The sequence below is a fragment of the Serratia sp. 2C06 genome (assembly GCF_050037615.1).
GTDB classification, from domain to species: Bacteria; Pseudomonadota; Gammaproteobacteria; order Enterobacterales; family Enterobacteriaceae; genus Serratia; species Serratia ureilytica.
The window spans coordinates 1,268,265-1,283,477 of the sequence record NZ_CP188299.1 but is presented as its reverse complement, the minus strand read 5'-3'; the positions used below and the strand labels follow the sequence as shown (position 1 = coordinate 1,283,477).

The 15,213-nt window shown below is 58.1% G+C and carries 12 protein-coding genes, 4 tRNA genes and 1 other RNA gene; 1 reads left to right on the top strand and 16 read right to left on the bottom strand.

Annotated elements, in window-relative coordinates:
- Window position 1 precedes the first annotated feature (1 nt).
- Window positions 2-1,198, top strand: a complete 1,197-nt coding sequence (gene hemY / locus ACP3TA_RS06495) for a protoheme IX biogenesis protein HemY (RefSeq protein WP_033645031.1) — start codon at window positions 2-4, stop codon at window positions 1,196-1,198.
- 705 nt (window positions 1,199-1,903) lie between these two features.
- Here the strand turns inward: hemY and ACP3TA_RS06490 are convergent.
- The 16 genes from ACP3TA_RS06490 to wecB all read right to left on the bottom strand — a co-directional run bounded on the left by ACP3TA_RS06490 (window position 1,904) and on the right by wecB (window position 15,130).
- Window positions 1,904-2,032, bottom strand: a non-coding RNA gene (locus tag ACP3TA_RS06490) — RtT sRNA.
- Between the two features lie 34 nt (window positions 2,033-2,066).
- Window positions 2,067-2,143 (bottom strand) — tRNA-Pro (locus ACP3TA_RS06485).
- A 74-nt stretch (window positions 2,144-2,217) separates the two neighbouring features.
- Window positions 2,218-2,304 (bottom strand) — tRNA-Leu (locus tag ACP3TA_RS06480).
- A 42-nt stretch (window positions 2,305-2,346) separates the two neighbouring features.
- Window positions 2,347-2,422, bottom strand: a tRNA-His gene (locus tag ACP3TA_RS06475).
- Window positions 2,423-2,485: 63 nt separating this feature from the next.
- Window positions 2,486-2,562: transfer RNA gene (locus tag ACP3TA_RS06470), tRNA-Arg, on the bottom strand.
- A gap of 135 nt (window positions 2,563-2,697) precedes the next feature.
- Window positions 2,698-4,101 (bottom strand): bifunctional threonine/serine APC transporter ThrP, encoded by a 1,404-nt coding sequence (gene thrP / locus ACP3TA_RS06465; protein WP_004934226.1) that lies wholly within the window; start codon window positions 4,099-4,101, stop codon window positions 2,698-2,700.
- 365 nt (window positions 4,102-4,466) lie between these two features.
- Window positions 4,467-5,207 (bottom strand): lipopolysaccharide N-acetylmannosaminouronosyltransferase, encoded by a 741-nt coding sequence (wecG, locus tag ACP3TA_RS06460; RefSeq protein ID WP_033645032.1) that lies wholly within the window; start codon window positions 5,205-5,207, stop codon window positions 4,467-4,469.
- A gap of 14 nt (window positions 5,208-5,221) precedes the next feature.
- Window positions 5,222-6,589 (bottom strand): ECA oligosaccharide polymerase, encoded by a 1,368-nt coding sequence (gene wzyE / locus ACP3TA_RS06455; protein WP_033631481.1) that lies wholly within the window; start codon window positions 6,587-6,589, stop codon window positions 5,222-5,224.
- Window positions 6,586-7,671 (bottom strand): TDP-N-acetylfucosamine:lipid II N-acetylfucosaminyltransferase, encoded by a 1,086-nt coding sequence (locus ACP3TA_RS06450; protein WP_033645035.1) that lies wholly within the window; start codon window positions 7,669-7,671, stop codon window positions 6,586-6,588. Before ACP3TA_RS06450 ends, wzyE begins: the two co-directional genes overlap by 4 nt.
- Window positions 7,668-8,918 carry a lipid III flippase WzxE gene (wzxE, locus tag ACP3TA_RS06445; RefSeq protein ID WP_206196339.1) on the bottom strand — a complete coding sequence of 417 codons (1,251 nt, stop codon included), beginning with the start codon at window positions 8,916-8,918 and terminating at the stop codon, window positions 7,668-7,670. Before wzxE ends, ACP3TA_RS06450 begins: the two co-directional genes overlap by 4 nt.
- Window position 8,919: 1 nt before the next feature.
- Window positions 8,920-10,050 (bottom strand): dTDP-4-amino-4,6-dideoxygalactose transaminase, encoded by a 1,131-nt coding sequence (gene rffA / locus ACP3TA_RS06440; RefSeq protein ID WP_033631478.1) that lies wholly within the window; start codon window positions 10,048-10,050, stop codon window positions 8,920-8,922.
- The gene (gene rffC / locus ACP3TA_RS06435; RefSeq protein ID WP_033645038.1) at window positions 10,037-10,768 is read right to left on the bottom strand and encodes a dTDP-4-amino-4,6-dideoxy-D-galactose acyltransferase; all 732 of its coding nucleotides are present in this window, start codon (window positions 10,766-10,768) and stop codon (window positions 10,037-10,039) included. Before rffC ends, rffA begins: the two co-directional genes overlap by 14 nt.
- Window positions 10,746-11,627 (bottom strand): glucose-1-phosphate thymidylyltransferase RfbA, encoded by an 882-nt coding sequence (gene rfbA / locus ACP3TA_RS06430; protein ID WP_033645039.1) that lies wholly within the window; start codon window positions 11,625-11,627, stop codon window positions 10,746-10,748. The genes rffC and rfbA overlap by 23 nt, the downstream gene beginning before the upstream one ends.
- Window positions 11,628-11,676: 49 nt before the next feature.
- Window positions 11,677-12,744 (bottom strand): dTDP-glucose 4,6-dehydratase, encoded by a 1,068-nt coding sequence (rffG, locus tag ACP3TA_RS06425; RefSeq protein ID WP_033645040.1) that lies wholly within the window; start codon window positions 12,742-12,744, stop codon window positions 11,677-11,679.
- The gene (wecC, locus tag ACP3TA_RS06420; protein ID WP_033645041.1) at window positions 12,741-14,003 is read right to left on the bottom strand and encodes a UDP-N-acetyl-D-mannosamine dehydrogenase; all 1,263 of its coding nucleotides are present in this window, start codon (window positions 14,001-14,003) and stop codon (window positions 12,741-12,743) included. Before wecC ends, rffG begins: the two co-directional genes overlap by 4 nt.
- The gene (gene wecB, locus ACP3TA_RS06415) at window positions 14,000-15,130 is read right to left on the bottom strand and encodes a non-hydrolyzing UDP-N-acetylglucosamine 2-epimerase (RefSeq protein WP_033645042.1); all 1,131 of its coding nucleotides are present in this window, start codon (window positions 15,128-15,130) and stop codon (window positions 14,000-14,002) included. The genes wecC and wecB overlap by 4 nt, the downstream gene beginning before the upstream one ends.
- Between the last annotated feature and the right edge of the window lie 83 nt (window positions 15,131-15,213).

Genomic DNA, 15,213 nt, shown 5'->3' with positions numbered 1-15,213 from the left:
CATGTTACGCGTGCTATTTCTGTTCCTGGTGGTGATCGCCAGCGTGGTGCTCGGGCCGATGTTGGCCGGGCATCAGGGCTATGTGCTGATCCAGACCGATAACTACAATATTGAAACCAGCGTCACCGGGCTGGTGATCATGTTGGTGCTGCTGTTCGTGGTGCTGCTGGCGATCGAGTGGATCCTGCGCCGCATCTTCCGTACCGGCGCCCGCACGCGCGGTTGGTTTATCGGCCGCAAGCGCACCCGCGCGCGTCAGCAAACCAAAGCCGCGCTGATCAAACTGGCGGAGGGCGACTACAAGCAGGTTGAAAAACTGATGACGCGCAACGCCGATCACGCCGAACAGCCGGTGGTGAACTATCTGCTGGCCGCCGAGGCCGCGCAGCAACGCGGCGATGACTTCCGCACCAATCAGTATCTGGAGCGGGCCGCCGAAGCCGCCGATACCGATCAGCTGCCGGTGGATATCACCCGGGTTCGCATCCAGCTGGCGCAGGGCGAGAACCACGCCGCGCGCCACGGCGTCGATCGCTTGCTGAACCAGGCGCCGCGCCATCCAGAAGTGTTGCGCCTGGCGGAACAAGCCTATCTTCGTACCGGCGCCTATGCGTCGCTGCTGGAAGTGCTGCCGTCGATGCGTAAAATCGAACTGCACAGCGAAGAGCAGCTGCAGGCGTTGCAGCAACAGGCTTACATCGGGCTGATGAATCAGGCGATGGCGGACGAAGGCAGCGAAGGCCTGAAGCGCTGGTGGAAAGATCAGAGCCGCAAGACGCGTCACGAAGTGCCGCTACAAATCGCGATGGTGGAGCACCTGATCGAATGCAACGACCACGAACTGGCGCAGGAGATTGTGCTCGACGGCCTGAAACGCCAATATGACGAGCGCCTGGTGCTGTTGCTGCCACGGCTGAAGTCCGGCAACCCCGAGCAGCTTGAGAAAGCGCTGCGTCAGCAGATGAAGCAGCACGGCGCGACGCCGCTGTTGAACAGCACGCTGGGGCAGTTGCTGATGAAGCACGGCGAGTGGCAGCAGGCGGCCGACGCCTTCCGCGAAGCGCTGAAACAGCGTCCGGACGCCTACGATTACGCCTGGCTGGCCGATACGCTGGAGAAACTGCATCGTTCGGATGAAGCGGCGCAGATGCGGCGTGAAGGACTGATGTTGACGCTGAAACAGAACGGCGGCGAATAACCGCCCGCCCGGCAGAGAAAGCGTGGCCTCGGTGCCGCGCTTTTTTTTGCCCGTTAGCTTGCTGAAGCGCAAAAAAAACACTTGCCGCATGGCAAGTGTATAAAGAAGCAATCAGGTCTAGGACAACAGGGGCGGTGCCTCACTCAACGTTTTGCCCTGAGCGTGATGACGGGTTAGTCATCGTTCTCGTGGGCGATAGGCACCCTAAATCGGCTCTGCGTCATTCCCAGGGTTTATGAAGCCTAAGGCGAACATAAGAAATGGAATGAGCATCTACGCTGTAGGTATTGCACTTGGCGTGCCAACTTTCAGATCCAGGAAAGTCTCTATAAAAAATAGCATTCAATTAATTGAAAATATTGAATTTTTATTTACGCCTAACTTTCTCTCAGCATGCCGTCCCCTGTCGTTCTTTACCCACGGCCGATCTGGCGCTGTCGCCGCAAAACGACGACTTAAGCCAAAGCCAATTTTAATGTTTAAAATCAATTAATTATGTGTCTCAAGCTGGCGACAACGTCGAACCACATTGTCGCTGAAAACCTACACACGTGCCGGTTGAGACAAAATGCCAATGTTCAGATACGCAAAAACCCGTGCAATGCTGCACGGGTTGGTCGCTATGCGTTTCGTCGCGGCGGGAAGGACTTACCCTCATAAACGGCGGACGTAAAAAAACCGACTTACGTCGGTTTCTTTGAAACTGGTCGGCGAGAGAAAGATGACGCGCGCCCCAGGATGTAACGCCCAGCGGGCCGTTGCTAAAGCAACGTTGTTTCGCTTCGCGAGGCTCGAACCTCCTGCGGAGGTGCTCATCCTCATAAACTGCAGGCGTAAAAAAACCGACTTGCGTCGGTTTCTTTGAAAGTGGTCGGCGAGAGAGGATTCGAACCTCCGACCCACTGGTCCCAAACCAGTTGCGCTACCAAGCTGCGCTACTCGCCGATTTGTGTTGCTCATACTACCCGATTTATCAGACCGTTGTCCATATAAATCTTATATTTATCAGATATTTTGCGTGGTGCGAAGAGAGGGACTTGAACCCTCACGTCCGTAAGAACACTAACACCTGAAGCTAGCGCGTCTACCAATTCCGCCACCTTCGCACTGTCACAAAATACTGCTAAATCTTCACTTCGCTTAGGAAGTGGGGTGGCTAATGGGACTCGAACCCACGACAACTGGAATCACAATCCAGGGCTCTACCAACTGAGCTATAGCCACCATTACTACTTCTTCTTACTCACGCGGTAATATTACCACCGCAGCTCCTGCGCACAAACTTAATGGCGCGCCCGACAGGATTCGAACCTGAGACCTCTGCCTCCGGAGGGCAGCGCTCTATCCAGCTGAGCTACGGGCGCGTAGCGCCGTTGCGGGAGGGGATACTACGGATTTACGCCAATCCTGTCTAGTGCTTTTTCGCAGAAATGTTGCGTTTGATTACGCTTTGCTCACTCCTGCGCAGGAAAGCGCACTCCGTAGCCCCTTTTCACCGTTTATTGCCGCGTTTCTACCCGATTTTCAGCCGGATGATGTTTCTTATGCATGCCGAAAGCGAAGTAGCACAGGCTGACGCCTGCTAAGAAAATCGCCCCGACCAGCAGGGAAATTCGCGTATCCGGGTTGATTCCCATGCCGACCAGCACGCAAACCAGAAAAGCGATGGTCAGATAGTTCACATACGGGAACATGATCGACTTAAAGCTGTGGTTTTTGATCGCTTCCTTGTGCGCGCGGCGGAAATAGAGCTGGCTTATCAGCACCACGAACCACGGCACCATGCCCGGCAACACGCTGGCGCTGTAGACATAGACGAACACCTGCTCCGGATTAGGGATGATGTAGTTCAGCGCGGAGCCCACCAACAGGCAGCCGATGGTGACGGCGATGCAGTTGACCGGCACGCCGCTGGCGGAAAGCTTGGTCAGCGCCGCCGGCAGTTGGCGATTCTTGGCCAGGGCGTACAGCATGCGGCCGCCGCTGTACATGCCGCTATTGCAACCGGAAAGCGCGGCGGTCAGTACCACAAAGTTAATGATGCCGGCAGCGGCGACGATGCCGATCTTGGCGAAGGTCAGCACGAACGGGCTGCCGGTAGTGCCGATGCCGTTCCAAGGGAAGATGGTCACGATGACGAAGATCGCGCCGACATAGAAGATCAGGATGCGCCACAGGATATTGTTGATCGCACGTTTCAGCGTCACCTGCGGGTTTTTGGCTTCCCCGGCGGTAATGCCCACCAGCTCAACCCCCTGATAGGACGCCACCACGATGCACAGCGCAAACAGGAAGCCCTTCCAGCCGCCGGCAAAGAAGCCGCCGTGCGCCGTCAGATTGGCGAAACCGATAGGTTCACCGCCGTTGCCGAAACCGAAGAAGATCACCCCCAGCCCCACCAGAATCATCACGATGATGGTGGTGACCTTGATCATGGCGAACCAGAACTCCAGCTCACCGTACAGGCGCACCGCCGCCAGGTTGGCCAGCGCCACCATCGCCACGGCGATCAGCGCGGGGACCCACTGCGGTATTTCCGGGAACCAGAACTGCACATACACCCCGATGGCGGTGATCTCGGAAATGCCGACGGCGATCCACATAAACCAGTACCCCCAGGCAGTCAGGTAGCCGAAATAGGGATTCATGTATTTATGCGCGTAAACGGCGAACGACCCGGCGACCGGCTCGAGGAACAGCATCTCCCCCATCGAACGCATAATGAAGAACACGAACAGCCCGGCGATGATGTAAGCCAGCAGTACCGACGGCCCGGCCCATTTCAGCGTACTGGCCGATCCCATAAACAGGCCGACACCAATGGTGCCCCCGAGAGCGATAAGCTCGATGTGCCGGGCCTCAAGGCCTCGGTGTAGCCCTTGCGGTTTCTCTTTGTGTGCCATAAATCCTCAATAATTTTTCTCGGGTTGTGTTTGCCTGCCGGCCGCTGCCGGTCGTTATTGTCATTATTAAAAGAATAAATCATCCCCTGCCGTTCGAGTTGGCATCAACGGGTAGTCGGAGCGAAGTTACCGTGAGAAGAACATCGTTCAGCGCTGTCGCATCAGGCTTCAGCGGCCAGGGATAATTTCCGGGCGGTATCGTTTCGCATTTCGTCGCTATAAGCAAACCGCAATTTAAAACTTTATGGAATAAATGCGGCGACGTTTAGGGCTGGGGGTTATAGATATGCGGGAGAAATAGGCAAAAGCAGATTATTGGTACAGCAGACCGGGGCGAACCGACACATTCCACCCCGGATAAGCGATTACATTTTACCGCTGTAGTAGTAGCCGACAAACTTCAACAGCTTCAGCTGCCGGCCGATACGGCTGGGCTGGCTGAGCAGGCGGTAAAGCCACTCCAGACCGAGTTTCTGCCACACCTTGGGCGCACGCTTCACATGGCCGGTAAACACGTCGTAGGTGCCGCCCACGCCCATATACAGCGCCTGCGGATGCACCTTGCGGCAGTCGCGCATCAGGATCTCCTGCTTCGGCGATCCCATCGCCACCGTCACGATGGCGGCGCCGCTGGCGCGAATACGCTCGAACAGCGCCTCTCGCTGCTCCGGTTTGAAATAGCCGTCCTGGCTGCCCACCAGGTTAACGTTCCACTGGCTGCGCAGCTTCCGTTCGGTTTCCGCCAGCACCTCCGGCTTGCCGCCGACCAGGAAGACCGGCGTGCCTTCACGGCCGGCGCGCTGCATCAAGGCTTCCCAAAGATCGGCGCCCGCGACGCGCGAAACGTCCGCCGCCGGGTATTTGCGGCGAATCGAGCGCACCATGCTGATGCCGTCGGCGTACTTGTACTCCGCTTCATCCAGCAACGCATGCAGCGCCGGGTCCTCTTCCGCCTTCAGGATCTTTTCCGCATTCATGGCCACCAACGTGCCCTGTTTGACTCGGCCGCCGTCGAACAAAAAGTCCATGCAGTGCGCCATATCGCGAAAGCCCCACAGGCTGAAACCGCGCAGCTCATACTGCGGCACCGAAATCTTTGTTTCCATCGTCGTCATTACCCTTACAAAAGACCGTCCGCCCGTGGGGGAGAGGCCAGCGCGCGGGCGCGCGTCACTCTGGCCTTGATGAGCCCGGCGGTATCGAACAGCCAATACAGCAACTTCGCCAGCACCAGACAGGCGCCGAAAATAATGCAGAAGAACACCACGCGCGAAACGAATGAGTCCACCCCTTCGCGCGCCAATACAATCATGTTGAACACCGCGCCGAAGCAGAATCCTTGCAGGATAGCCGCCTTATAGCGGTTCGGTTCGGTTTTGCCCAACTCATACAGCCAGTCGAACCACTTGATGATCATGCCCACCAGAATCGCGCCGAGCGGGATGAACAGCGCGCCGCCCATCACCACCAGCGAACCGATCAGCGTCGGGGATATCGCCAGCCCGGAGTGGTTGTTCAGCACTTCCCAGGTAAAATAGTTGGCCGAGTTCAGCACCACGTCCGGCCGGCCCGGCCATAGCCACGTTGGGATAAAGACGTAGAAATCACGCAGGATCGGCGCCAGGCCCTGGAAATCGATCTTGTCGTAATTTTGCAGCAGCAGCGCCAGATTTTCCCACGGCGAGAAAGTGTCTCGGGTCAGATAGAGGAAGGTATAAAACGCTTCCGCGCCGCTGACGTCCAGGCTGTAGCGCTTCAACGCCAACCAGAACATGCCGACCACGCCGAATATGCCGGCCGCCGCCAACATCCACAGCGTGATCCAGCCGCGCACGATGCCGATAAACAGGAACAGCGCGAAGGCGATGATGATATTCGCGCGGGTGCCGCCGACGATCACGTAGGTCAAAATGCCGAACGCCACCGTCGCCACCAGGAACAAGAACCAGGCGCGCAGATCCTGCCGCAGGAAATAGACCACCAGCATCGCCGGAATGAAGAAGTAGAAGAACCGTTTGAGCGCCACGCCGGACACGTCGCTGGAGAAGATCTGGCTGTAGGAATTGAGCTTGAACAGCAGGAAGCCGTTCTGCATGAAGAAGATACCCACGGTCCCGATCGCCACCAGCGCCAGCAGCACCCAGGTCATATGGGTTTCCACCCGGTTCATGGTGAACAGCGCCGCGCGCGGCTGAGAGCGGCGCTTGCGCAGCCGGGTCTTGTAGGTGACGTAATAGATGGCGTAAAACGCCGTCGCCGACAGCAAGGCGTACAGCAGAAACTCCACCGGCACCACCTCGACGTCAAACTGAAACACCAGCAGACAGGTCAGCGGGAAGCCGAAATAAAACGTCAGCAAATACAGCAGCGAGAAGAAGACGTTGAAGTTAAAGCGCACGCGCCGAAACTCCTGGTAGGTCAGCGTCAGAATAAACGTCAGGCTGACCAGGTAGACGACGAACAGACCGCCGAATTGCGCCAACGTCATGAGTGCTCTCCCGCCGCCAGCGCCAGGGCTTGCTGCCAGCCATCGACATAGTTCGGATTAAAGAAGGCGATCGTCTGCTTGTCCACCGCCGCCAGCTGACGCTGCGCTTCGCGCACCACCGCCTCGTCGAGCGAGTCGCCGTAGAACAGCACCGGCAGGTGCTGTTCCGCCAAATCCTGCCAGAAAGGGTTCTGCCGACTGAGCACGAAAGGCACGCCAAACTGAATCAGCAGACACAGGGTGCCTATCCCCTGCTGGCGATTGAAAATGAAATAACCCAGATCGCAGGCGCGCAGGATGTTGAGGTAGTCCTCAAACGCCACCTGCTGCGTGAGCAGCTGCAGGTTTTTCTCGCCGAACAGCGGCAACCCGGCGGCGCGCACCTGCTCGATGTAGGCGTCGTTATTGGCCGGATAGCCCATCGGCAGGATCACGCGCACGTCGGCGCCGAACTGCTGATGTATCGCCTGCAGCGCTTCGATATGCCGGTTGCTGCGATCGCCGGAGTTGCCCACCAGAATCGTCATCGGCCCGGCCAGATTTTTCTCGACGTGAACGTCGGTCAGCGCCGGATCCATCCGCGTCGGGAAGTACAACAACGAGGCCGGCACCCGCGCATGGCGCTGCTGATAGTGGATCACGTCGCCGCGGGTGGCGAACACGTTCCCCACTCGCCCCTGAGCAATGCGGCGCAGCAGGTAAAACAGCCGAAATTTCCAGCTGGTGGCGTCTTCGTACAGATCGGCACCCCAAATATGCCAACTGACCTGATGCGCCTTGATCTTGCCGCTCAGCAGCGCCAGCCACAGCCCCGGGTTAAACTGACCGTGCAGGAAGAAGCGCGCATCGCGATCGGCCTGGGCGCGGGCGATCACCGCCGCCGCCAGGCTCTTCTTGTCGGCGTAAGGCTCAATGTTCAGGGCGGGGAAATCCCCCAGTGCCGCCACATCCTTGGCCGCCACCATAAAATGCCGCGTCTGCTCAGCCGGCAAACGCGGCGCCAGCACGTCGTTGAAGAAGCGCAGCACCGTCTGGTTATGATGCGGGATATCGGATCCCAGAACGTGAATCAGTGTGGTCATACTCGTCTACGATAAATAAGAAACACGCAGCTACAGAGCGCGAAATACACGATGTAGGTTGCCATATAGGCCTGAGCCGCCCCCAGCGCGCCGCGCAGCGGGATCAGCCAGTGCGAGAACAGCGTCAGCAGCAGAAACTGGCTGACTTCCGTCAGGATATAAAAGCGCAGCGACGCTTTGGCGATCACCAGATAGCCGAACACATAGGCCCCGACTTTCAGCACGTCGCCCGCCAGCTGCCAGGCAAACAGATCGCGCATGGCGACGAACTTGTCCGAGAACAGCAGCCAGATGGCGAAATCACGCAGCAACCACACCGTAAAGCTCGCCGCCGCTACCGCCGGCAGCACGAATTTCAGCGAGCGCACGATCTCCCGCGAGATAGCGCCCTTGTCCGTCAACCGCGACAGCGTCGGCAGCAGATAGACGGTAAACGAGGCGGTGATAAACTGCAGATAGGCATCGGAAATGCTGCTGACGCCTTGCCAGATCCCCACTTCATCCCAACCGTAATGCGCGGCCAACAGGTTACGCATCATCACGTAAGCCACCGGCAGCGTCACCGAGGTGATCAACGCCATGAGGGTGAATTTGCCGAGGTTGCCGGCCCCCCCTTTGTCCCAGCGTGGAGCCAGGTAGCGCAGCGGCAACGTTTTGCGCCGCCACAGCATCAGCCCGGCCGGCAGCACCACCAACGCCGGCACCAACGCCAGCCCTGCCAGCGCGCCTTCATAGCCGCCCAGCTTGAAGCACAGATAATAAGCCACCACGCCGATCAGGCTGCCGCCGATCACCGCCAGCGCGTTGCCCATCGCGTCGCGATAGCCTTTCAGCACCGCCATGAACAGGTTGGCGTAGGCGATGCCCATCTGAATGAAGGCGACGGCGCGCACCACGCCGACGTAATCGGCATGCCCGAACAGCCCGATGCTGATCGGCTCGGCGGCGAACAAAAACACCAGCGCCAGCAAGGTCGAAAAGCCCAGCACAATGCTCGACGCGGTGCCGACCGCCAGACGCAGACGCTGCGAGTCCTGGTGGTACTCCGCCACGTATTTGGTGATGCCGTTAAAAATGCCCGCGCCGGACAGCACGCCCAGCACGGTGATCAACTGGCGAAAGTTACCCGCCTGCCCCACGCCGCTGGGGCCAAACGCCACCGCCAGCAATTTCACCACCAACAGCCCCACGCCAATTTTGATCAGCGTAGAGCCGGCGGTCCATATCGATGCTTTTGCCAACGACATATCAGGCGAAGAAGCTCAGAATGGTATTGATTACCGTACGCTGATTGACATCGGACATATTGTAGAACAGCGGCAAGCGCACCAGACGCGCACTTTCCTGCGTGGTGTAACGGTCTTCGCCGGCAAAGCGGCCAAACTGTTCGCCGGCCGGGCAGTCATGCAGCGGGATATAGTGGAACACGGCCATGATTTCGGCTTCCTTCAGGTAGTCGATAAAGGCCGTGCGCTCTTCGATATCGCGCAGCTTGATATAGAACATGTGCGCGTTATGCACGCAGTCCGCCGGAATGCTCGGCAACTCGATACGGCCTGACCGAACCAACGGCAGGAAACTGTCGTAGTACTTCTGCCACAGCGACAGGCGGCGCTGGTTGATGCGCTCCGCCACTTCCAGCTGACCCCACAGGTAGGCGGCCTGCAGGTCAGACATCAAGTAGCTGGAGCCGATGTCGCGCCAGGTATATTTGTCGACCTGGCCACGGAAGAACTGGCTGCGGTTGGTGCCTTTCTCGCGGATGACTTCCGCCCGATCGATCAGGGCCGGATCGTTCACCAGCGTCGCACCGCCTTCGCCGCCGGCGGTATAGTTTTTGGTTTCATGGAAGCTGAAGCAGCCGATATGGCCGATGGTGCCCAATGCCTTGCCTTTATAGGTCGACATCACGCCCTGCGCGGCGTCTTCCACCACGAACAGGTTATATTTCTTCGCCAGCGCCATGATGGTATCCATCTCGCAGGCGACGCCGGCGTAGTGTACCGGCACGATCGCGCGGGTTTTATCGGTAATCGCCGCTTCGATTTTGGTTTCGTCGATGTTCATGGTGTCCGGACGCAGATCGACGAACACCACTTTGGCGCCGCGCAGCACAAAGGCGTTGGCGGTTGAAACGAAGGTAAAGCTCGGCATGATCACTTCGTCGCCCGGCTGAATATCCAGCAGGATGGCGGCCATTTCCAACGACGCGGTGCAGGAAGGCGTCAACAGCACTTTCGCGCTGCCGAAATGCTGTTCCATCCACTGCTGGCAGCGACGGGTAAAACCGCCGTCGCCGCACAACTTGCCGCTGCCCATGGCAGCCTGCATATATTCCAGTTCAGTGCCAACAACCGGTGGTGCGTTAAATGGAATCATGTCTACCTCTGTATAACCAGTACGCGGTGCTTTCAATCACGGCACCCTGTCGTTGATAGAGTCGTAATGCGGCGATATTGCCTATCTGGGTCGCGACCCGCAGGTGCTGCATCCCCTGACGCCGGGATTCGGCGAGCGCCGCCGCCATCAGCCTGGAACCAATCCCCCGGCCGGATGCGCCGGGGAAAGCTGCCAACAGGCCGATGCGTGTTTCCCGTTCGCCCAAATTGCGCAGGCTGACGAATCCTTCTGGGTGCCCCTGTTCGTCCAGCGCCAACAGGCACTGATGATCGAAGGTGCCCAAAACGGCCTTTTCGATCCACAAAGCATAAAACCGGCCGCTGTCATCAGGTTGATACCAGGGCGCACGAAAGCGGCTGGCGGCGAACGCCTGAGCCGCCGCGCTACGCAATGCGGGGATATCGGCCTCGGTCGCAAAGCGTATCGCCTGTACGCGGTCACCAAATTCAAGTATCGACCTGTTATCAAGCGCCAAAACCAGATCGACCTCGCCCTCAACCAGGCGGAAGCCGAAATCGGCCAAGCCATCCGCCAAGGCCAGTTGCTGCGCGGAGATTTTGGCCTGCACCAGGGCATAAGCCGCCAAGTCGGCCTCAGCCAGAACCGGGGCTGAGGAGGAGAAGATGAGTTTCGCGCTGTCCAGCGCGAAAAACTCACTTTCCCATGACAAAGGCTCAATAATGGCGTGGACGCACATGCAGCAAATCCAGCAAATACTTGCCATAGCCGGTTTTGGACAAGGAGTGGGCGGCACGTTTGACGCCCTCATCATCCAGCCAACCGTTGCGCCAGGCGATCTCTTCCAGACAGGCGATTTTAAATCCCTGACGTTTCTCGACCGTCTGCACGAAGCTACTGGCTTCCAGCAGGCTGTCGTGAGTCCCGGTGTCCAACCAGGCAAAACCGCGCCCCAGCAGCTCGACAGTCAGATCACCGCGCTCCAGATACATCTGGTTGATGCTGGTAATTTCCAGCTCGCCGCGCTCGGAAGGCTTCACCTGCTTGGCAAACTCCACCACCTGGCTATCGTAGAAATACAAGCCGGTTACCGCCCAATCGGATTTCGGTTTTTTCGGTTTTTCTTCGATCGACAGCGCGCGGAAATTGTCGTCAAACTCCACAACGCCAAAGCGCTCAGAATCCATGACCTGATAACCGAACACGGTGGCGCCCTCGGTACGAGCCGCGACGGTTTTTAATTTCGGACTGAAAGACTGGCCGAAGAAGATGTTATCTCCCAACACCAGGCAGCAAGAATCGCCGTTGATGAACTCCTCGCCGATCAGGAACGCCTGGGCCAGGCCTTCCGGCTTAGGTTGCGCGGCGTAGCTGAGATTGACGCCAAACTGTTCGCCATTACCCAGCAAACGTTCGAAGGACGGCAAATCCGCTGGGGTCGAGATGATTAAAATGTCGCGAATCCCCGCCAACATCAGCACCGACATCGGATAATAAATCATCGGTTTGTCATAGATCGGCAACAGCTGTTTGGACACGCCGCGCGTGATCGGATGCAAACGCGTGCCGGAACCGCCGGCCAGAATAATACCTTTCATACTAGCTCCCAAATCCGCAGCGCCTTATAAGGACAGCACTGCGCTACATTCAATCGGACAGCCCCAAACGCTCGCCGGCATAAGAACCGTCTTGCACCCGGCGCCACCAGACTTCGTTATTCAGGTACCAAACCACGGTTTTGCGAATGCCGCTTTCGAACGTTTCCTGCGGCCGCCACCCCAACTCACGGTCGATCTTGCCAGCGTCGATGGCGTAACGCATATCGTGGCCCGGACGATCCTTGACGTAAGTGATCAGATCGCGGTAGTGCGCCACGCCCTGCGGTTTGTTCGGCGCCAGTTCTTCCAGCAGGTCACAGATGGTCTGCACCACTTCGATATTCTTGCGCTCGTTATGGCCGCCGATATTGTAAGTTTCGCCCACCACGCCTTCGGTCACCACCTGATAGAGCGCGCGCGCGTGATCCTCGACATACAGCCAGTCGCGCACCTGCGCGCCGTTGCCATATACCGGCAGCGGTTTACCGGCGACGGCATTCAGGATAACCAGCGGGATCAGCTTCTCCGGGAAGTGATAAGGGCCGTAGTTGTTCGAACAGTTAGTCACAAGGGTCGGCAAACCGTAGGTGCGCAACCAGGCACGCACCAGATGATCGCTCGACGCCTTGGAGGCGGAATACGGACTGCTCGGCGCATAGGGCGTGGTTTCGGTGAACAGATCGTCGGTGCCGTGCAGGTCGCCGTACACTTCGTCGGTGGAGATATGATGGAAACGGAAAGCCTGCTTCTTCTCCGCCGCCAACGGCTGCCAATAGTGGCGCGCCGCTTCCAGCAGGGTGTAAGTGCCGACCACGTTGGTCTCGATAAATGCCGCCGGGCCGTCGATAGAGCGATCGACGTGACTTTCCGCCGCCAGGTGCATCACCACATCCGGCTGATAGCGGGCAAACACCCGATCCAACCCGACGCGATCGCAGATGTCGATCTGCTCGAAGGCATAACGATCGCTGTCGGCCACTACCGCCAGCGACTCCAGGTTACCGGCATAGGTCAGCTTATCCACCACCACTACGCTGTCGCCGGTGGCCTCGATGATATGTCGCACGACCGCAGAACCAATAAATCCGGCGCCACCGGTGACTAAGATACGCTTCAACGCCAAACTCCTTTGGTATCCACCACCCAGCTTTGCTTGATCTCTTCCGGCCGGATGGCCTTGAACTGCTGATGATCGACCAACATCACGATCACATCGGCCTGCTGCAACGCCTCAGCGATCGTTTTCAACGCCACATGACCCACCAACGATGCCGGCAGGTGTTCGACGTTAGGTTCCACGACCAGCGTTTCCCCCGAATGCCAATCAGCAATCAAATGGGCAACTTCCACCGCCGGGCTTTCACGCAGATCGTCGATATTGGGTTTGAACGCCAGGCCGAAGCAGGCGATTTTCACCTCGGACGCGCGCTTGTTAGTCGCGGCCAGGCAATCGGCCACCGCCGCTTTCACCCGGTCGACTACCCACAGCGGTTTACCGTCGTTTACCAGGCGCGCGGTGTGGATCAGACGCGCCTGCTGCGGATTCTGCGCCACGATAAACCACGGGTCGACGGCGATGCAGTGGCCGCCGACGCCCGGGCCAGGCTGCAGAATATTCACTCGCGGATGACGGTTCGCCAAACGAATCAGTTCCCAGACGTTGATCCCCTGCTCGGCGCAAATCAACGACAGCTCGTTGGCGAAGGCAATGTTCACATCACGGAAGCTGTTTTCCGTCAGCTTGCACATCTCGGCGGTTCGCGCATTAGTCAGTACGCATTCACCCTCGAGAAAAATCTTGTATAGCGCACTGGCGCGCGCCGAGCACTTCGGCGTCATACCGCCGATCACACGGTCGTTTTTAATCAGCTCCACCATCACCTGCCCCGGCAACACGCGCTCCGGGCAGTAGGCAATATTCACGTCCGCCGCTTCGCCCGCTTGCTGCGGGAAGCTGAGATCGCTGCGCGTTTCAGCCAACCATTCCGCCACCTGCTCAGTGGCGCCCACCGGCGAAGTGGACTCAAGGATCACCAGATCGCCTTTTTTCAGCACCGGCGCCAGCGACTTCGCCGCTGTCTCGACATAGCTCAGGTCGGGTTCATGATCGCCCTTGAACGGCGTGGGCACCGCGATCAGAAACGCATCGGCCGGCTGCGGTTTGGTCACCGCCCGCAGATAACCGCCCTCAACGGCGTCCTTGACCACTTTATCCAGATCCGGTTCGACGATGTGGATCGCGCCACGGTTAATGGTATCTACCGCATGTTGGTTTACATCAACGCCCACCACTTTTTTCTTGCGTGAGGCAAACGCCGCCGCCGTTGGCAAGCCGATATAACCCAGACCAATGACAGAAATAGTGTCAAAGCTCATAGTGTCACCTGATGATTCTTTAAGGCTTCGAGGATACGCTGGCAGGCATGTCCGTCACCGTATGGGTTATGCGCCCGGCTCATCGCTTGATATTCGCTTTCGTCCGTCAACAACCGAGTTACCGTATCAACGATTTTGGTCACATCGGTCCCAACCAGACGCACCGTTCCCGCATCCACCGCCTCCGGACGCTCGGTGGTATCGCGCATCACCAGCACCGGCTTGCCTAACGAGGGCGCCTCTTCCTGAATGCCGCCGGAATCGGTCAGGATCAGGTGCGCTTTGGTCATCAGATAAATAAACGGCAGATAATCCTGCGGTTCGATCAACATGATGTTATCGATACCTTTCAGAATACGGTTGACCGGCTCGCTGACATTCGGGTTCAGGTGCACCGGATATACTACCTGCGCCTCCGGGTGGTTGCGGGCTATTTGAGCCAACGCGCTGCAGATCCGCTCAAAACCGCCGCCGAAACTTTCCCGGCGATGGCCGGTGACCAGAATCAGTTTTTTGTCGGCGTCGAGGAACGGGTAACGCTGCGCCAGGCTAGCCTGCAGAGCGGCATCGCTCATCACCCGATCGCGCACCCAAAACAGCGCGTCGATTACCGTATTGCCGGTCACGAAAATCTGATTATCCGGCAGTGTTTCGCGCAGCAGGTTTTGACGTGAATTTTCGGTCGGCGCAAAATGGAATTTCGCCAAATGCCCCGTCAGAGTTCGGTTGGCTTCTTCAGGCCAAGGGGAGTACAGATCGCCAGTACGCAATCCGGCTTCCACATGCCCGACAGGAATTCGCTGATAGAACGCCGCCAGGCTGGTCGCCAGCGTGGTGGTGGTATCGCCGTGCACCAGCACCACATCAGGTTTGAACTCTTCCAACACCCCTTTCAGCCCTTCCAGGATGCGACAGGTGATTTCCGTTAGCCCCTGGCCAGGTTTCATGATGTTCAGGTCGTAATCCGGCGTAATCTCAAACAACCGCAATACTTGATCCAACATCTCACGATGCTGCGCCGTTACACAGACCTTTGCGTCAAAGGCCTCATCCTGAGCCAAAGCATGTACCAGCGGCGCCATTTTAATGGCTTCAGGTCTGGTGCCGAAAACAGTCAACACTTTCACAGAGAATCTCTTTTTGGTCAGTTAAGCGCAGGCGTACCTGCGAACCGAGCGCACTAAGCGCCCATCGGTAAGTTAAATCTATG

What these genes read in the sequence shown, in the direction of transcription:
- rffC (WP_033645038.1), bottom strand. Translation starts at nt 10,768, where the DNA reads ATGTGCGTCCACGCCATTATTGAGCCTTTGTCATGGGAAAGTGAGTTT.
- wzyE (WP_033631481.1), bottom strand. Translation starts at nt 6,589, where the DNA reads ATGACGTTGGCGCAATTCGGCGGTCTGTTCGTCGTCTACCTGGTCAGC.
- ACP3TA_RS06450 (WP_033645035.1), bottom strand. Translation starts at nt 7,671, where the DNA reads ATGACCACACTGATTCACGTTCTGGGATCCGATATCCCGCATCATAAC.
- wecG (WP_033645032.1), bottom strand. Translation starts at nt 5,207, where the DNA reads ATGGAAACAAAGATTTCGGTGCCGCAGTATGAGCTGCGCGGTTTCAGC.
- wecC (WP_033645041.1), bottom strand. Translation starts at nt 14,003, where the DNA reads ATGAGCTTTGACACTATTTCTGTCATTGGTCTGGGTTATATCGGCTTG.
- rfbA (WP_033645039.1), bottom strand. Translation starts at nt 11,627, where the DNA reads ATGAAAGGTATTATTCTGGCCGGCGGTTCCGGCACGCGTTTGCATCCG.
- hemY (WP_033645031.1), top strand. Translation starts at nt 2, where the DNA reads ATGTTACGCGTGCTATTTCTGTTCCTGGTGGTGATCGCCAGCGTGGTG.
- rffA (WP_033631478.1), bottom strand. Translation starts at nt 10,050, where the DNA reads ATGATTCCATTTAACGCACCACCGGTTGTTGGCACTGAACTGGAATAT.
- thrP (WP_004934226.1), bottom strand. Translation starts at nt 4,101, where the DNA reads ATGGCACACAAAGAGAAACCGCAAGGGCTACACCGAGGCCTTGAGGCC.
- wzxE (WP_206196339.1), bottom strand. Translation starts at nt 8,918, where the DNA reads ATGTCGTTGGCAAAAGCATCGATATGGACCGCCGGCTCTACGCTGATC.